12 protein-coding genes are annotated in these 16,308 nt (G+C 73.1%); 5 read left to right on the top strand and 7 right to left on the bottom strand.

From position 1 onward, the window contains the following. Positions 1–89 precede the first annotated feature (89 nt). Together IOD16_RS05550 and IOD16_RS05545 are read right to left on the bottom strand one after the other, a co-directional pair. Positions 90–2,771 carry a bifunctional acetate--CoA ligase family protein/GNAT family N-acetyltransferase gene (locus IOD16_RS05550; protein WP_201439164.1) on the bottom strand — a complete coding sequence of 894 codons (2,682 nt, stop codon included), beginning with the start codon at positions 2,769–2,771 and terminating at the stop codon, positions 90–92. Between the two features lie 6 nt (positions 2,772–2,777). Beyond that, a complete protein-coding gene (locus IOD16_RS05545; protein WP_201439163.1) occupies positions 2,778–3,953 on the bottom strand; it encodes an acetoin utilization protein AcuC in 1,176 nt (391 codons plus the stop codon). 163 nt (positions 3,954–4,116) lie between these two features. Between IOD16_RS05545 and IOD16_RS05540 the strand changes: the two genes are divergently transcribed. After that, the gene (locus tag IOD16_RS05540; protein ID WP_201439162.1) at positions 4,117–4,734 is read left to right on the top strand and encodes a hypothetical protein; all 618 of its coding nucleotides are present in this window, start codon (positions 4,117–4,119) and stop codon (positions 4,732–4,734) included. A 48-nt stretch (positions 4,735–4,782) separates the two neighbouring features. On the opposite strand, the gene IOD16_RS05535 is transcribed toward IOD16_RS05540, so the two are convergent. Further along, positions 4,783–5,649: a sulfurtransferase gene (locus tag IOD16_RS05535; protein WP_201439161.1), complete on the bottom strand. Its 867-nt coding sequence runs from the start codon at positions 5,647–5,649 to the stop codon at positions 4,783–4,785. A gap of 61 nt (positions 5,650–5,710) precedes the next feature. Between IOD16_RS05535 and IOD16_RS05530 the strand changes: the two genes are divergently transcribed. The 4 genes from IOD16_RS05530 to IOD16_RS05515 are packed head-to-tail and all read left to right on the top strand — an operon-like array spanning position 5,711 to position 10,601. Then, positions 5,711–6,403: a metal-dependent transcriptional regulator gene (locus IOD16_RS05530; RefSeq protein ID WP_123743353.1), complete on the top strand. Its 693-nt coding sequence runs from the start codon at positions 5,711–5,713 to the stop codon at positions 6,401–6,403. Next, positions 6,400–7,560, top strand: coding sequence for a galactokinase (galK, locus tag IOD16_RS05525; RefSeq protein ID WP_201439160.1), 1,161 nt, complete (start codon positions 6,400–6,402; stop codon positions 7,558–7,560). Before IOD16_RS05530 ends, galK begins: the two co-directional genes overlap by 4 nt. A gap of 27 nt (positions 7,561–7,587) precedes the next feature. After that, on the top strand, positions 7,588–8,550 hold the full coding sequence (gene galE, locus IOD16_RS05520; RefSeq protein ID WP_201439159.1) for a UDP-glucose 4-epimerase GalE: 963 nt from the start codon (positions 7,588–7,590) through the stop codon (positions 8,548–8,550). Continuing rightward, on the top strand, positions 8,550–10,601 hold the full coding sequence (locus tag IOD16_RS05515; protein ID WP_201439158.1) for an alpha/beta hydrolase family protein: 2,052 nt from the start codon (positions 8,550–8,552) through the stop codon (positions 10,599–10,601). Before galE ends, IOD16_RS05515 begins: the two co-directional genes overlap by 1 nt. Before the next feature lie 1,094 nt (positions 10,602–11,695). Here the strand turns inward: IOD16_RS05515 and IOD16_RS05510 are convergent. The 4 genes from IOD16_RS05510 to IOD16_RS05495 all read right to left on the bottom strand — a co-directional run bounded on the left by IOD16_RS05510 (position 11,696) and on the right by IOD16_RS05495 (position 16,184). Then, on the bottom strand, positions 11,696–12,721 hold the full coding sequence (locus tag IOD16_RS05510; RefSeq protein ID WP_201439157.1) for a DUF4192 domain-containing protein: 1,026 nt from the start codon (positions 12,719–12,721) through the stop codon (positions 11,696–11,698). A gap of 116 nt (positions 12,722–12,837) precedes the next feature. Next, complete coding sequence (locus IOD16_RS05505) at positions 12,838–13,602, bottom strand: M23 family metallopeptidase (protein ID WP_201439156.1); 765 nt, start codon at positions 13,600–13,602, stop codon at positions 12,838–12,840. 129 nt (positions 13,603–13,731) lie between these two features. Continuing rightward, positions 13,732–14,244, bottom strand: a complete 513-nt coding sequence (locus tag IOD16_RS05500; RefSeq protein WP_201439155.1) for a M23 family metallopeptidase — start codon at positions 14,242–14,244, stop codon at positions 13,732–13,734. A gap of 92 nt (positions 14,245–14,336) precedes the next feature. Continuing rightward, positions 14,337–16,184 carry a Xaa-Pro dipeptidyl-peptidase gene (locus IOD16_RS05495; protein WP_201439154.1) on the bottom strand — a complete coding sequence of 616 codons (1,848 nt, stop codon included), beginning with the start codon at positions 16,182–16,184 and terminating at the stop codon, positions 14,337–14,339. Positions 16,185–16,308: the final 124 nt, after the last annotated feature.

The following is a 16,308-nucleotide window of genomic DNA, read 5'->3' as shown; positions in this document are numbered from 1 at the left end:
GCTCATAGGACTTGGTCCATAGCCACGGAGAAGATAAGGGAAACCGGATCGGTCAAGGGTGACGTTTGGGTATCGAGCAGGTGACCGGGCTAACGCGCGCCGCCGGGTGAGCGCAGCCGCCTGGGACCGGTGTCATGCCGGTACGGCGGCGGGCCCAACGTCACCCGGGCACTGCTGACGTACGCGCCGGCGGCGCTGGCCAGCACGGGTTCCAGCGACAGCTCCCGCACCTCGGGCAGGTCCTCGGCGAGCGCGGCGAGCCGCAGCACCAGGTCCTGCAACGCGGCCAGGTCCGCCGGCTCGTCGCCCCGGTAGCCCGCCAGCAGCGGCGCGGCCTTGGGCGCGCGCACCACCGCCGCCGCGTCCGCGTCCGTCAGCGGCACCGCCCGGTACGCCCGGTCCCCCAGCAGGTCGCTGACCAGCCCCGACAACCCGAACGACACCAGCGTGCCGAACGACGGGTCGTCCTGCAGGCCCAGCACGCACGAGATCCCCTTGGGCGCCATGCGCTGCACGTACAAGTCCGACCGGTCGGACATCCCGGCCAGCATCCCGTACGCCGTGCGCACGGCTTCCTCACCGGACAGGTCCAGCCGCACGCCGACCAGGTCGGTGCGATGGCGCAACCGGTCGTCGGTGGACTTCATCGCCACCGGGTAGCCCAGCTCCCCCGCCGCGCGCACCGCGTCGTCCGCCGACGTCACCACCCGGAACGGCACGACCTGGACCCCGTAGCACGCGAGCAGCCGCTCGGCGGTCTCGTCGTCGAGCGGCCGTTCGCCGTCGAGCCGCTGCGCCTCCACGATCGCGTGCGCGGCTTCGGCGTCGATGCCGTCGGGCCGGACGAACGTGCCCTGCGGCGCGGACCGCCACCGCGCGTACCGCGTCACCCGCGCCAACGCGAGCACGGCGCGCTCCGGGCTCGGGTAGGACGGCACGGAACCCCGGCCGGGCGCGCCACCGGGACCGGGCACCGCCAGCTCGGCCGGCACGCCCTCCACGGCCAGGAACGTCGACGCGATCGGCTTGGTCCGCCCGCCCTGCTCCACCACCTCGCGCAACGCGCGGGCGAACGACGTGCCCGGCACCGCCAGCGGCGGCACGAACACGACCACCAGCGCGTCCGCCTCCGGGTTGTCCAGGGCCTCCTTGACCGCCGCCGCGAACGCCTCGGGCCCGGCCTGCGCGCCCACGTCCACCGGCTCGCCGGCCAGCTCCAGGCCCTGGGCCAGCGCGGTGTCCGCCGCCAGCAGCCCGATCGCGGTCGAGTTGCCGACCACGGCGACGCGCGGCCCGGCGGGCAGCGGCTGGTGCGCGAGCAGCAGCGCGGTGTCGAACAGCTGCGCCAGCGACTCCACCCGGATCACGCCGGCCTGCTCGAACAGCGCCTGCACGCTCGACTCGTCCACCGGCACCGAGGTCGCCGCCAACGCGGGCGTCACCGCGTGCCGACCGGACTTCACCGCGACGATCGGCTTGGTGCGACCGAGCCGGCGGGCCAGCCGGGCGAACTTGCGCGGGTTGCCGAACGACTCCAGGTACAGCAGCACCACGTCGGTGGCCGGGTCGGTCTCCCAGTACTGGAGCAGGTCGTTGCCGGAGACGTCCGAGCGGTTGCCCGCGGAGACGAACGTGGACAGGCCGAGGCCACGGTCGGCGGCCGTGGCCAGGATCGCGGTGCCCAGCGCGCCGGACTGGCAGAAGAACCCGGTGCGGCCGCGGGCCGGGAGGTCCGGCGCGAGGGTGGCGTTGAGGCGCACGCCCGCGTCGGTGTTCAGCACGCCCAGCGCGTTCGGGCCGACCACCCGCATGCCGTGCGCACGGGCCTCGGCGGCGAGCCTGCGTTCCGCGCTCAACCCGCCCGGCCCGGTCTCGCCGAACCCGGACGTGACCACGACCAGCGCTTTCACCCCCTTGGCCAGGCAGGCGTCCATCACCTCGTCGACGCCGGCGGCGGGCACCGCGACCACGGCGAGGTCCACGTCGTCGGGGATCTCCAGCACCGACGGGTAGGCGCGCACCCCGCGCACGGAGCGGTGCTCGGCGTTCACCGGGTAGACCGGCCCGGCGAAGTCGGCGGCGAGCAGGTGCGTCAGGACCGCGTGGCCGATCTTGGTCCGGTCGGTGGACGCGCCGATCACCGCGATCGACCTCGGGTGCAGCAGGTTGTGCACGCTGCGCGCCTCGGCGGCCTGCTCGCGGGCGCGGGCCACCTCGACCGACTCCTCGGTCGGGTCGATGTCGAACTCCAGGTGCACCACGCCCTCCTCGAACGCGCGGCTCACGCCGTAGCCCGCGTCCCGGAAGATCCGCACCATCTGGCCGTTCTCCGCCAGCACCTCGGCGGTGAACCGGCTCAGCCCGCGTTCCCGCGCGGCGGCGGCGAGGTGCTCCAGCAGGATCGAGCCGAGGCCGCGGCCCTGGTGGGCGTCCTCGACCACGAACGCGACCTCGGCCGAGTTCCCCCCGGCGGAGCCGGGAGCTCCGCCGAGGCGGTCGTAGCGGCCGACGGCCACGATGTCGTCGCCGAGCAGCGCGGTGAACGCGACCCGGTCGGCGTGGTCGACCGTGCTGAAGCGTTCGAGGTCCCGCTTGGGCATCCGCGGGTAGGGGCCGAAGTAGCGGTAGTAGCGGGTCCGCTCGGACAGCCTGCCGTGGAACGCGAGCAGCTTCTCCGCGTCGTCGGGCGTGATCGGGCGCAGGTGGACCGTGCCGCCGTCGCTGAGCACGACGTCGGCCTCCCAGTGCCTCGGGTAGTCGAACGGGTCCACGGGCTGTCAGTCCCTCGGGTCGTCGGGGTCCAGGCCGTGCAGCGGGAACACCGCTCGCCGGGTCTCGACGAGCGCCCGGTCGACCGGGGTGTCGAGCTGGCCGCCCCACGGCTCGAACGCGGTGTCGGAGCCGTCGGTCATGGACGTGGGCAGCGGCCGGTCCGGCGCCAGGGCCGAGGCGTGGGCGACCCAGTCGGCGGGCAGCGGCGTGTTCGGGTCCACGTCCCGGTCCAGCACGGTGGCCAGCAGGTGCGTCCAGCTGCGGGGCACCACGCGCAGCAGCTCGTAGCCGCCGCCGCCCAGCGCCAGCCAGCGGCCGTCCGCGGTGTCCGCGGCCAGCTCGCGCAGGCGCCGGTAGATGGCGCGGTGGCCGTCCACGGTGAGCGCGAGGTCGGCCAGCGGGTCCTCGCGGTGCGTGTCCACGCCGCACTGGGTGACCAGCAGCTGCGGCCGGAACGCCCGCAGCAGGGACGGGACGGTGGCCTCGAACGCGCGCAGCCAGCCCCGGTCGCCGGTGCCGGGCGGCAGGGCCAGGTTCACGCTGGCGCCCTCCGCGCCCGCGCCGCCCACCTCGGCGGGCCGCCCCGTGCCCGGCCAGAGGCTCAGCGGGCTCTGGTGGATCGAGACGGTGAGCACGCGCGGGTCGTCGTGGAACGCGGCCTGCACCCCGTCGCCGTGGTGCACGTCGGTGTCGACGTAGGCGATCCGGTCGAAGCCGTTGTCCAGCAGCCACGAGATGGCCACGGCGCAGTCGTTGTAGACGCAGAACCCGGCCGCGTGGTCGCGCATGGCGTGGTGCAGCCCGCCCGCGATGCTCACCGCCCGGTCCGCCTCGCCCGAGGCGATCCGCCGGGCGGCGGCCAGCGAACCGCCGACGACCAGCGCGGACGCCTCGTGCATCCGGTCGAACACCGGGTTGTCCGGGGTGCCGAGACCGTGGCCGACGTCCCAGCCGGCCATCGGCGCGGCCCGCACGGCGTTGAGGTAGGACGGCTCGTGCGCGCGTTCGATCTCGTCGTCGGTCGCCGGGTCGGGCGCGATGAGCGCCACACCGTCCAGCACGCCGAGCGCGGTCGCCAGCCGGACGGTCAGGTCCAGTCGCACGGGGTTGAGCGGGTGGTCCCCGCCCAGGTCGTAAGCGAGGAAGGACTCGTCCCAGACGACGGCGGCTCCCGTACCCATGTCGGCAACCTAACCCACCAGGCACGCGGTGGTGTGATCACAGGTTGGTCGACCCGGGCGTGCGGAGGTCCCCGGTGGACTTAGAGTCTGCCGAGACGACGCGGGCCAGGATTGCGGCCATCGAGGATGGAACCCCGCACGTCGGAACGGGGTCAGAGAAGACATGCACCTGCGACGAGTCCCCGCCCTGACCGCTGCGCTGGCCATGGCGCTCACGCTCGGCCTGTCTGCCTGCGCCACCACGGTCTCCGGCAGCCCGGTCGCCGCGGCGGGTGGGTCGACCGGGGAGAAGACCGCCTCCGGCAAGCCGTCGTCGACCAAGACGTCCTCGCCCAAGGCCTCCAGCAAGGCGGGCGAGCCGAAGACCACCGAGGCCGAGAAGCCCTCCGGCGACGTGAAGATCACGACGAAGAAGAAGACCGAGGGCTACGAGGACTGCGACATCCTCACCCCCGAGGACGTGGCCGCCGCCGTCGGCGCGACGAAGGGCGGCGAGAAGGGCTGCGTGCAGAGCACCGAGGACCCGTTCTCGGTCGTGCTGTTCATGGTCACGTTCGCCGAGTACGAGGGTGAGGCGCGGACCATCGAGGTCGGCGGCAACACCGCGTACGAGGTGAAGGAGAAGGGCGGCGACTGCACGGTGCTGGTCATGCTGACCGACGACCCGGACGAGATCACCCCCGCGTTCCAGGCCACCGTGACGCCGATCGACGAGATCGACCCGTGCCAGATCGCGCTCAAGCTCGCCACCAAGGGCTTCGAGAAGATCCCCAACGCTTGAGTTCGACCGCCCTGCTCCGCAGGTGGCCCCGCGTGGTCGCGTCGACGTTCACGCGACCGGGCCGCCGTCTGCGGAGGAGCGGCGATCGGACACGGGTCGGGCGGGGTCCGAGGACCACTGGGACCAGGAACCCGCGTAGAGCGGCGCGGGGCGGTCGGGTGCGGTGATGCCGGCCACCTCCAGGGCCAGGACCACGGACGACGCCGTGACACCCGATCCGCAGTAGGCCGCGACCGGGCGGTCGGGCGAGACGCCGATGGCCTCGAAGCGCTCGGCCAGCGCGGCGGCGGGCAGCCAGCGGCCGCCGGAGGTGTGGCCGGAGGTCGGCGCGTTCAGCGCGCCCGGGATGTGCCCGGCGCGCGGGTCGACCGGCTCGGTCTCGCCCCGGTAGCGCTCGGGGGCCCGGGCGTCGAGCAACGTGCCCGTGCCGGTGAACGCGGCGGCCCCGTCGGCGTCCAGCACGGGCATGCCGCCGGGCGTCACGACCACGTCGCCGGGAACAGGGGACGGCGTGCCCGCGTCGACCGGCCGGCCCTCGGCGGTCCACGCCGCGAAGCCGCCGTCCAACACCGCCACCTCCGGGTGACCGGCCCACCGCAGCAGCCACCAGGCGCGTGCGGCGACGGAGCCGTCACCACCGTCGTATGCCACGACCGGGTGATCTCGCCGGACACCGGCCGCCCGCAGCACGGCCTGGAGCGCCGCCGGGTCGGGCAGCGGGTGGCGGCCACCGGCTCCGGGCGGCGAGGACAGCTCCGTGTCGAGGTCGACGTAGACGGCACCGGGAACGTGTCCGACCTCGTAGTCTTGACGTCCCGGTGGTCCTCCCAAGCGCCACCGGACGTCGAGCACGACCGGTGGTTCGGCGCCGTTCAGCGCGGAGTCCAGGGCTTCGGTGCTGATCAGTGGATGCACGGCACCATCCTGCACCCGTGACCGGCCGACTAGCATTGACGCCATACGAAGGGGAGCGGGTGTGAACGACCTCATCGACACCACCGAGATGTACCTCCGCACGATCTACGAGCTCGAAGAAGAAGGCGTGGTGCCCCTGCGCGCGCGCATCGCCGAGCGGCTGGGCCAGAGCGGTCCGACGGTGAGCCAGACGGTCGGCCGGATGGAGCGCGACGGCCTGGTCGTCGTGGCCGACGACCGGCACCTCGAGCTGACCGAGCAGGGCCGCAACCTGGCCATCGCGGTCATGCGCAAGCACCGGCTCGCCGAGCGCCTCCTGGTCGACATCATCGGCCTGGAGTGGGAGCACGTGCACAGCGAGGCGTGCCGCTGGGAGCACGTCATGAGCGAGGCCGTCGAACGCAAGCTCGTCAAGCTCCTCGGCAACCCCACCACCTCGCCCTACGGCAACCCCATCCCCGGGCTGGACAAGCTGGGCGACGGCGAGCCCGCCCCGCCCGCCGAGGCCGACCTGGTGCGGATCGACGAGGTGGCCCGCCGCGGCGGCGGCCACGTCGAGGTGCGCCGGATCGCCGAGCACGTGCAGCTCGACGAGGACCTGATGGCCGAGCTGAAGGCCGCCGGCGTGGTGCCGGGCGGCACGGTCGAGGTCGACTCGCTCGGCGGCGCGAAGGTGATCCAGGTGCGCGGCAACGGCACGGTCGCCGAGCTGGACCCCGCCGTGGCGCACGCCGTCCTGGTGCAGGCCCGGTGAGCCCGACGCGGCGCGCGGTCGCCGCGTTCACCCGGCTGCACGGCGCCGAGCCCAGCGGTGTCTGGTCGGCACCCGGCCGGGTGAACCTGATCGGGGAGCACACCGACTACAACGACGGCTTCGTCCTGCCGTTCGCGCTGCCCCACCGGACCGCGGTGGCCGCGTCGGCGCGTGACGACGGCCGGCTGCGCGTGGCCACCGTGGGTGACGACGGCGTGGTGCAGCAGGCCGCGCCGGTGCTGGTCGCCGACCTGGAGCCCGGCGCGGTCGGCGGCTGGGCGGCGTACCCGGCGGGTGTCGCCTGGTCGCTGCGCGAGCAGGGCCTGACCGGCGGGGCGGACCTGGTGATCGCGGGCGACGTGCCGGCGGGCGCGGGCCTGTCCTCGTCGCACGCGCTGGAGTGCGCGGTGGCGTTGGCGCTGCTCGGGCTGGCCGGGCGCGCGGCCGACGACCTGCCGCGGATCGCGCGCTGGGTGCAGCGCGCGGAGAACGACTTCGTCGGCGCGCCCACCGGTCTACTCGACCAGACCGCGTCGCTGTGCTGCACCGAGGCGCACGTGCTGTTCCTGGACGTGCGGTCGTTCGAGGCCGAGCAGGTGCCGTTCGACGCCGCCGAGCACGGCCTGGAAGTGCTGGTGATCGACACGCGGGCGAGCCACTCGCACACCGACGGCGGCTACGGCGCCCGGCGGGCGGGCTGCGAGGAGGCCGCGTCGCTCCTGGGCGTGCCCGCGCTGCGGGACGTGGACGTCGACGGGTTGGCCGACGCGCTGGCCCGGTTGCCCGAACAGCTGCGCCCGCTGGTGCGGCACGTGGTGACCGAGAACGACCGGGTGCTGGCGGCCGTCGAGCTGCTGCGCGCCGGCCGGTTGGCGGAGCTGGGGCCGCTGCTGGACGCCTCCCACGCGTCGCTGCGCGACGACTACCAGGTGTCCGCGCCCGAGCTGGACGTCGCGGTGGACGCGGCGAAGGCGGCGGGCGCGTTGGGCGCGCGGATGACCGGCGGCGGTTTCGGCGGGTCGGCGATCGCGCTGGTGCCCGTCGAACGGCACGACGAGGTGGTGCGGCGGGTGCTCGCCGCGTTCGCCGGGCGCGGCTGGACGACACCGAGGACTTTCACGGCCGTGCCCTCCGCGGGCGCCGGCCGGGATCACTGACGAACTGGTCGAAAGCGGGGATTCAGGGTGAAGTTGCTCGTCACGGGCGGCGCCGGGTACGTGGGCAGCGTCTGCGCGGCCAGGCTGGTCGAGTCCGGGCACGAGGTGGTCGTGCTGGACGACCTGTCCACCGGGCACGCGGACGCGGTGCCGGACGGCGTGCGGCTGGTCGAGGCGGGCATCGACGACGCGATCGGCGAGGTGCTCGCCGAGAGGTTCGACGGTGTGCTGCACTTCGCGGCCAAGTCGCTGGTCGGCGAGTCCATGCAGGACCCGGCGAAGTACTGGCAGGGCAACGTGGTGACGTCGCTGCGGCTGCTCGACGCGATGCGCGCGCACGGCACGCCCCGGCTGGTGTTCTCCTCCACCGCCGCGACCTACGGCGAGCCGGAGCAGGTGCCGATCGCGGAGACCGCGCCGACGCGCCCCACCAACCCCTACGGCGCGACCAAGCTCGCGATCGACCACGCGATCACCTCCTACGCCGCCGCGCACGGCCTGGCCGCCGTGTCGCTGCGCTACTTCAACGTGGCGGGCGCGTACGGGCGGTTCGGCGAGCGGCACGGCGTGGAGACGCACCTGATCCCGATCGTGCTCCAGGTCGCGTCCGGTCGCCGTGAGCAGGTGCAGGTGTACGGCGACGACTGGCCCACCGACGACGGCACGTGCGTGCGCGACTACATCCACGTCGTCGACCTGGCCGACGCGCACCTGCGGGCGCTGGCGCACGCGACGACGGGCGAGCACCGCATCTACAACCTGGGCAACGGCCTCGGTTTCTCGGTCAAGCAGGTCATCGACGCCTGCCGCGAGGTGACCGGCCACCCCATCCCGACCGACGTCGCGCCGCGCCGGGCGGGCGACCCGGCGGTGCTCGTGGCCTCCAGCGAGAAGGCGCGCACCGAGCTGGGCTGGAAGCCCGAGCGGGTGGACCTGGCCGGCATCGTGCGCGACGCGTGGGACTTCACCCGGTCACAGCAGGGGGCGTGATGGCAGGCAAGATCACCGAGGCCGGGTTCGGGGACCTGACCTCGTTCACGGAGATGCCGCGGATCTCGTCGCTGGCGCTGTCCCCGGACGGCACGCGGCTGGTCACGGTGGTGGCGACGCTCTCGCCGGACGGCAAGGCGTGGCAGGGCGCGCTGTGGGAGGTCGACCCGGCGGGCGAACGTCCCGCGCGGCGGTTGACGCGGGGCGCGAAGGGCGAGTCGGCGCCCGCGTTCACGCCGGACGGCGCGGTGCTGTTCCTCTCCGCGCGGCCCGACCAGGAGGCCAAGCCGGCCGACCGCGACTCGAAGGACAAGGCGGCGCTGTGGCTGCTGCCGCCCGTCGGCGAGGCCCGCGAGCTGTGCCGCCCGGCCGGCGGGGTGTCGGAGTTCGCGGTGGCGCGGGACGCGGGCACGGTGCTGCTCGCGTCGGGCGCGCACCCGGGCGCGACGTTCGGCGAGCGCGACGCGGAGCACCGCAAGGCCCGCGAGGACGCCGGGGTGACCGCGATCCTGCACGAGTCGTACCCGGTGCGGTACTGGGACGCCGACCTCGGGCCGAGCTTCCCCCGGCTGCTGGCGACCACGTCGCCGGTCGGGGTGGACCGCGATCGCGTCGACCCGTCGTCGGAGCTGGTGGACCTGACGCCCGACGCCGCGGCGCGGCTGGACGACTCGCCCGCGATCAGCCCCGACGGCCGGTGGGTCGTGCGCACCGAAGGTGTCGTGGTGAGCGCGGCGTACGGCCAACGGGTGCGGCTGCGGCTGACGTCGACCGACGGCGCCACCGACCGGGTGCTGGCGGAGCTGGACGGGCACTCGTTCCTGCAGCCGGTGTTCCTGCCGGACTCGTCGGGTGTGATCGCGGTGCGCGCGTTCGACTCCACCGAGGACCTGCCGTGGACGAACACGTTGGTGCGCGTCGACCTGGAGTCCGGGGCGGTCGAGGAGCTGGCGGCGGACTTCGCCGAGGAGCCCGACCACCCGGTGGTGAGCCCGGCCGGTGACGCGGTGTACTTCACCAGCAGCCACCGGGGTCACCAGCCGATCTGGAAGCTCGACCTGGCGTCCGGCTCGGTGGTGAAGCTGACCGCGTCCGGCGCGTACACCGATGTGCGGGTCAGCCCCGACGGCGCGTCGGTGTACGCGTTGCGCAGCGCGTGGGACCACCCGCCGCAGCCCGTGCGGCTGTCGTCGTCCGGTGTGGACCAGGTCGCCGTGCCACTGCCCGCGCCCGGCGCGGTGGAGTCGGTGCCGGGGACGTTGACCGAGGTCGAGACGGTGGTCGAGGACGGCCGGACCGTGCGGGCGTGGCTGGTGCTGCCGAACGGCGCGTCGGCCGAGCAGCCCGCGCCGATGCTGCTGTGGGTGCACGGCGGTCCGGTGATGAGCTGGAGCGGGTGGAGCTGGCGCTGGAACCCGTGGCTGATGGCGGCCCGGGGCTACGCGGTGCTGCTCCCGGACCCGGCGTTGTCGACCGGGTACGGGTACGACTTCGTGCGCGCCGGGTGGGGTTCGTGGGGCGGCAAGCCGTACACGGACCTGATGGCGATCACCGACGTGGTGGAGCGGCGGGACGACATCGACGACTCGCGCACGGCCGCCATGGGCGGGTCGTTCGGCGGGTACATGGCGAACTGGATCGCCACGCAGACCGACCGGTTCAAGGCGATCGTGACGCACGCGTCGTTGTGGCACTTGGACGCGTTCACCGGCACCACCGACGACTCGTACTACTGGATCCGCGAGATGGGCGACCCGCTGCGGCAGCAGGACAGCGTGCGGGCGAACTCGCCCCACCTGCGGGTGGCGGACGTCAAGACGCCGATGCTGGTGATCCACGGCGACAAGGACTACCGGGTCCCGATCGGCGAGGGTCAACGCCTCTACTTCGACCTCGTGCGGCACGGCGTGCCGGCGAAGTTCTTGTACTTCCCGAGCGAGAACCACTGGATCCTCACGCCGGGCAACGCCAAGGTCTGGTACGAGACGATCTTCGCCTTCTTGGCGGAGCACGTGCTCGGCGAACCCTGGCGGCGACCGGAACTGATCTAGACGGACGGGCGGGCACGGGGAAACCTCCACTCTGGCGGATGGCCGGCTGCGGATGCTCGACGCTCGGTGGGTCGGTCGGACTGGGCCGGTGGGTCGGGGTTCGGCGGCTACCACCGGTGGGTGACAGGTGGCCGGCGCGAGTGGCGCCAGCCGGAGAGTGGTTGGCGGTCGGCAGGCAGATGACCGCGGCGGTCGGCGGGGGTGCCGATCGGTGGCGGCGGTCGGCAGTCGGAGGTGGTGGCCGGCGGTGGACAGCGCGATGGCCGGCGGGTAGCGGTGTCGACGGCCGTGGTCGGTAGTCGGTCGTGGGTAGCGGTCGGCGGCGGCGGGTGGCGGACATCGGTCTGTGGTGGGTAGTGATCGGCGGCGGGCGGCAGTCTGCGGGCGTGGTCGGAGGCGGGCGCGGTCGGAGGCGGGTGGCGGGCGGTACGCACCGGGGGTGGGGGCGGCGAGTGAGAGGCCGGCGGGGTGCGGAGGCGAGCGGTTACGGGGGTGGTCAGCGGTCAGGCGGTGGTTGGTGGTTGGTGATCGGCCAGTGACCGGGTTGGGCGACAGGGTCAGTCGGAGGATGTTGATCGGCGGCGGTCGGTAGTCGGCGGTCGGGCGGCGCGGACGATGGCGGGTGCGGTCGGAGGCGGGCGGCGGGCGGTGCGCACCGGGGGTGGGGGCGGCGAGTGAGAGGCCGGCGGGGTGCGGAGGCGAGTGGTTACGGGCGTGGTCAGCGGTCAGGCGGTGGTTGGCGGTGGTTGATGGTTGGTGATCGGCCAGTGACTGGGGTGGGCGACAGGGTCGGTCGGAGGATGTTGATCGGCGGCGGGTGTGGTCGGTGGTCGGACGGTGTGGTCGGTGGGGGTGCGGTCGGAGGCGGGCGGCGGGTGGTGGCGGCCGGTTGGAGTTGAGGTGGCGGCGGTCGGGTCGGGATTGATGTCGATCGGATGGTCGGTGGCTGAGTGAGTGCGATGGCGGTGGGCTGGTGGCGGAGGCTTGAGACTGGCGGCGGCGGGTCGGCGGCGGAGGCTTGAGGCCGCCGGGTGGGGGCGGCGAGTGAGAGGCCGGTGGGGTGGGGAGGTGGGTGGTTACGGGGTGGTCAGCGGTCAGGGGGCGGTTGGCGGGGTGGTCCAGTCGGTGGCGGCGACTTGTTCGGCCAGGTGGCGGATCTGGGTTGGGGGCAGGCCTCCCGCGAGGGCGGCGCGGAGCAGTTCGGTCAGGCGGTGGTTCGGGTTCGCCTCCTCGGCGCGGTCCAGGGCGAGGAGGGCCAGGGTGCCGTTGCCCCGGACGTAGGCGGAGAAGGCGAGCAGGGTGGCCGGTTCCGCCCGTTCCGGGACGGGGCTCGCCCGGGTCAGCTCGGTCCACAGGGCCTCGGCGCCCGAGGCGTGCTCGCCGACGCAGTAGGCCAGGGCGGAGTCCCTCGTCAACGGGTTCGACAGGGCGTGCGCCAGGTCGGCCACCTCCTCGTCGGTCAGCGGGCGTTTGCGGGTGGCCGCGCGCAGCACCTCCGCGTGGATCAGGTCGCGGTCGCGTCGGGGCACGGTCTCGTCGTCCGGCGCCGGGTCGTCGGCGGCCAGGCGGTTGAGGAGGGTGGAGCGGCGGGACAGGGCGTCCGGCGGGTCCGGGACCAGCACGGCGCTCATCGCCTCACGGCTGCCGTAGGTGACGTGGCCCTCCGCCGCCGAGGCCGCGGCGAGCGCCGTGCTCGACGGGTCCGGCACGACGCCCGAGGTGCCGACGTCGTGGTAGTCGAACCAGCGCTCGCCCTTCGCCGTCGCACGCGTCCACACCGCCAGCAGCAGCGGCACGTCGGCCTCGTGGAGCGCGTCCTCCAGCTCGTCCACCAGCGCGTCGTGCGGCAGGTCCTCGGGCGGGTCGCTCGACCCGCCGCCGATGACCACCACCACCGCGTCGTCACCCCGGCACCTGGCCAGGGGCGCGGTGAGCCGGTCGGTCACGCGGTGCGGCACGCCCGCCGGCGGCAGGTCGACGCGCAGCGTCATGGCCACGTCGTCGTCGCTCACCACCAGCACCACCACCGAGTCGGACGGGTGGAAGCCGAGCAGGTGCGGCACGGCGGCGATCAGGTCGCCCGGGTCGCGCAGGCGGGTCGAGGGAAGCAGCTTCGTCATGGGTCAGACCTTGGCCCGGGACCCCCTGGGCGCGCCGGCGGCGATCCGCGAACTGTGGACAACTCCGAGAAGGCCGCTCCCGCCGAAGGCGGGAGCGGCCGGCGACCTGCGGGAACTCAGCAGCTCGGTGCTACTTGACCGTCCGAGCCTGTGTACACGTACGCGTCGGAGATGTACCCCGACCCGATCTTGTCCCACAGGCTGGTGGTGCCGTACTTGCCGGTGATCGTCTCGCCCTTCGCCTGGCAGCTGATCGTCACCGTCGCGCCGCTCGCCACCGAGCCGACGGCCGCGTACTGGGTGCCGGGGCCGGACCGGATGGTCACGGCGGCGCCGCTGTCGGTGCCGACGGTGCCGGTCACCCCGCTGGTGCCGCACGAGTTGCGGCTGGTGTAGCTGCGCGTGCCCCAGTAGTAGATCTGCGTCCCGTTGAACTTGATCTTCTGGTCGACGCCGTTGAGCCGCTGCTCGTAGTGCAGGTGCGGCCCGGTGGACCCGCCGGTGGTCCCCACGCTGCCGACCCGCTGGCCGATCCGCACGGACTGCCCGACGGACACGCTCTGCGCGGACAGGTGCGCGTACCGGGTGCGCCAGCCACCGCCGTGGTCGATCTCGACCCACCGCCCGTAGCTCGTGCTGCCCTCGTTCGCGACCCTCGTCACGCTGCCCGCCGCCGACGCGACCACCGGGTCGCCGTCGTCGTTGGCCCGGTTGAAGTCGACCGAGTTCGCGGGGCTGTGGTTGGTGCGGGTCTGGCCTTCCCACACCTGGTTGCACGGGAACGGCATCTGGAAGGTCGGCGCCGCCGCGGCCTCGCCCTGCGTGAGGACGAGGCCGATCAGCGGCGCCACCAAGGCCGTGACGAACACACGTCGGCTCATCTGCCACCTCCTTGACGACTGGGGGTGATCATCCGACCACGCCCGACCGTCTTAGTGGAAGACTTACCAGGTATTGAGTTAGTGAATTAGTTCCTAACCAACCGAACGGAGCAGCAAAGAATCGCCCACTCAGCAGTTGCGGCTGGTGTAGTTGCGCGTGCCCCAGTAGAGGATCTGCGAGCCGTTGAACACGACCTTCTGCGCGACCCCGTCGAGCCGCTGCTCGAAGTGGAGGTGCGGGCCCGTCGAGCCGCCGGTCGTGCCGACGTCGCCGATGCGCTGACCCTTCGACACGGCCTGGCCGACGCTCACCCGCTGCACGGACAGGTGCGCGTACCGGGTGCGCCACCCGCCGCCGTGACCGATCTCGATCCACCGGCCGTAGCTGGTGCTCCCCTCGTTCTCCACCCGCGTCACCGTGCCCGCCGCCGACGCCACCACCGGGTCGCCGACGTCGTCGGTCCGGTTGAAGTCGACGGCGTTGGCCGGGCTGTGCGCGGTCCGGGTCTGACCAGACCAGACCTGGTTGCACGGGAACGGCATCTGGAACCCGGGCGCCGCGGCGGCCTCGCCCTGCGTGAGGACGAGGCCGACCAGCGGCGCCACCAGTGCCGTGACCAGAGCGCGCCGGGTTCGACTCATCTGCCACCTCCTTGACGACTGTGGCGCAGATCCGACCACAACCGCACCCGCAAGTGGAAGACTTTCGAAGTAGACGCTTCGTTAAGTACTTTCTAACCAACCGATCGGCGCAACGCGGCGAGGCCCCCGACCACGGGGAGTTCCACGACCGTCGAGTTCAAGTCGACCGACAGCCCCGCGCCCGGGTCCGGCCGCAGCGTGTAGTCGTGGTCAGAAGACATCAGCACGAACTCGACGCGGTGACCAGACGGGACCACGTAGTCGTTCGGCTCCAGCTCGACCTCGACCCGGTACTGCTTGCCCGGCTCCACCGGCTTGGTCCGCGACGGCGACACCCGGTTCTGCGGGTCGGTCCACCCCCGGGTGATCACGTGCGACGTGCCGTCCGGCGCCCGGTCCACCAGCAACGCGGTCACGTTGGCCGCCGGCCGGTCGAACGAGATCGCCAGGTCCACCCGGGCCACGCCGGAGAACCGCAGCGGCGAGGCGGTCGGCTTCGTCGTGTACGACAGCCGGTTGCCGGAGCCGGGCAGGTCGATCAGGTCCTCGGCGAGCTTGGACGAGTCGTCGCGCAACGACTCGACCACGGCCCTGCCGGGCACCGGCTCGAACCGCAGCGCGCCCTTGGTCGAGCCGCCCGCCCACGGGTGCAGCCTGGCGGTCGACGTGCCGGGGGCGGGCCAGTCGGCCTCGTCCACCCACGTGGTCTTGTCCTCGCGCTGGATCGTCGCCTTCGGCTCGCGCTCGACGCCGTTGTCGACGCCGTACAGGTAGTGGCTGAACCAGCGGTTGATCGTGCGCCGCCACTCGACCGACCGCAGCGTGTCCGGGTCGGTGTGCCCGGACTGGTGCAGCCAGATCTTGTGCTCCACGTCGTGCCGCCGCAGCGCGTCGTACCACTGCGAGACGTGCTTGAGCTTCACGTTCCAGTCGCTCAACCCGTGCACGGCCAGTACCGCGGCCCGCACCTTGGACGCGTCCTTGACGTAGTTGCGCTCGTCCCAGAACTCGCTGTAGTCACCGGTCACGCGGTCCTGCCTGGCCGCCACGTCGGCGATCACCGGCTTGCAGACCTCCCGGTCCGCGCGCGTGTAGACGTACTCCGCCAGCACGTCCAGGTCCTCGCCCTGGAACGTGCCGGGCGCGACCACCGCGCCGTCGGCCCGGTAGTAGTCGTACCAGCTGGAGATGGCGGCGATGGGCACGATGGCCTCCAGGCCCTCGACCCCGGTGGCGGCGACGGCGTTGGGCAGGGTGCCGTTGTAGGACACGCCCATCATCGCGACCTTGCCGGTGCTCCAGCCCGCCGTGACCGGCGCGCCCGCCGCGTCGCGCGCGGTGGCGCGGCCGTTGAGCCAGTCGACCACGGACTTCGAGCCGACGGTCTCGTTGTGCCCGCCCGAGGTGGGGCAGCCGGTGGACTGGCCGGTGCCCAGCGACTCGGCGTAGACCATGGCGAAGCCGCGGGAGACGAAGTAGTCCTCGTAGCGCCCGGACCCGATCGGGGCCGGGTTGGGCCCGACGGCGGCGGCGATCCGCTCGTCGGCCTCCGCCTTGAGCAGCGAGCCGTCCCGCTTGTCGTACCCGCCGCGCCGGTTCGGCACGTACAGCTCCACGTCGACGTCGTGGTTGGCCACGTCGTTGCCGCCGGAGAAGTACGGGCTGTTGAAGAACACCACCGGGACCTTCAGGCCGCGGTCGGTGGCCTTCTGGCGCACCACCTCGGTGTAGACCTCGTCGTCGTGCCCGTCGCGGTCGCTGTCGACCGGCGCGCGCACCCACAGGCTCTCGCGGACCACGTCCTTCGGGTCGAAGACGGGTTGCGCCTCGCCGCCGACGAACACCGGGCCTTCCGCGACGGCGCCGGCCACCGCGGGCGTCAGCCCCAGCGGCAACGTCACCAGAGCGGCGAGCACCGCGGCTCTCCGTGCACCCTTCACGACCGAACCCCCATCATGTGTAGGACAGGTTTCGGGCTGACCATCCCTCGCGCCACAACACCTGTCAAGGGCGCCCAAAGTCCACTGTGGACAAGCCGGGAAGACCCGACGAACGGCCCCTTGA

Origin of the sequence: Saccharothrix sp. 6-C (genome assembly GCF_016695385.1) — a bacterium.
GTDB lineage: Bacteria > Actinomycetota > Actinomycetes > Mycobacteriales > Pseudonocardiaceae > Actinosynnema > Actinosynnema texasense.
The sequence above is the reverse complement of the archived record's forward strand: the minus strand, read 5'-3'. Positions and strand labels throughout refer to the sequence as shown.

What these genes read in the sequence shown, in the direction of transcription:
- IOD16_RS05545 (WP_201439163.1), bottom strand. Translation starts at nt 3,953, where the DNA reads ATGGGTACGGGAGCCGCCGTCGTCTGGGACGAGTCCTTCCTCGCTTAC.
- IOD16_RS05540 (WP_201439162.1), top strand. Translation starts at nt 4,117, where the DNA reads ATGCACCTGCGACGAGTCCCCGCCCTGACCGCTGCGCTGGCCATGGCG.
- IOD16_RS05515 (WP_201439158.1), top strand. Translation starts at nt 8,550, where the DNA reads ATGGCAGGCAAGATCACCGAGGCCGGGTTCGGGGACCTGACCTCGTTC.
- IOD16_RS05510 (WP_201439157.1), bottom strand. Translation starts at nt 12,721, where the DNA reads ATGACGAAGCTGCTTCCCTCGACCCGCCTGCGCGACCCGGGCGACCTG.
- IOD16_RS05505 (WP_201439156.1), bottom strand. Translation starts at nt 13,602, where the DNA reads ATGAGCCGACGTGTGTTCGTCACGGCCTTGGTGGCGCCGCTGATCGGC.
- IOD16_RS05500 (WP_201439155.1), bottom strand. Translation starts at nt 14,244, where the DNA reads ATGAGTCGAACCCGGCGCGCTCTGGTCACGGCACTGGTGGCGCCGCTG.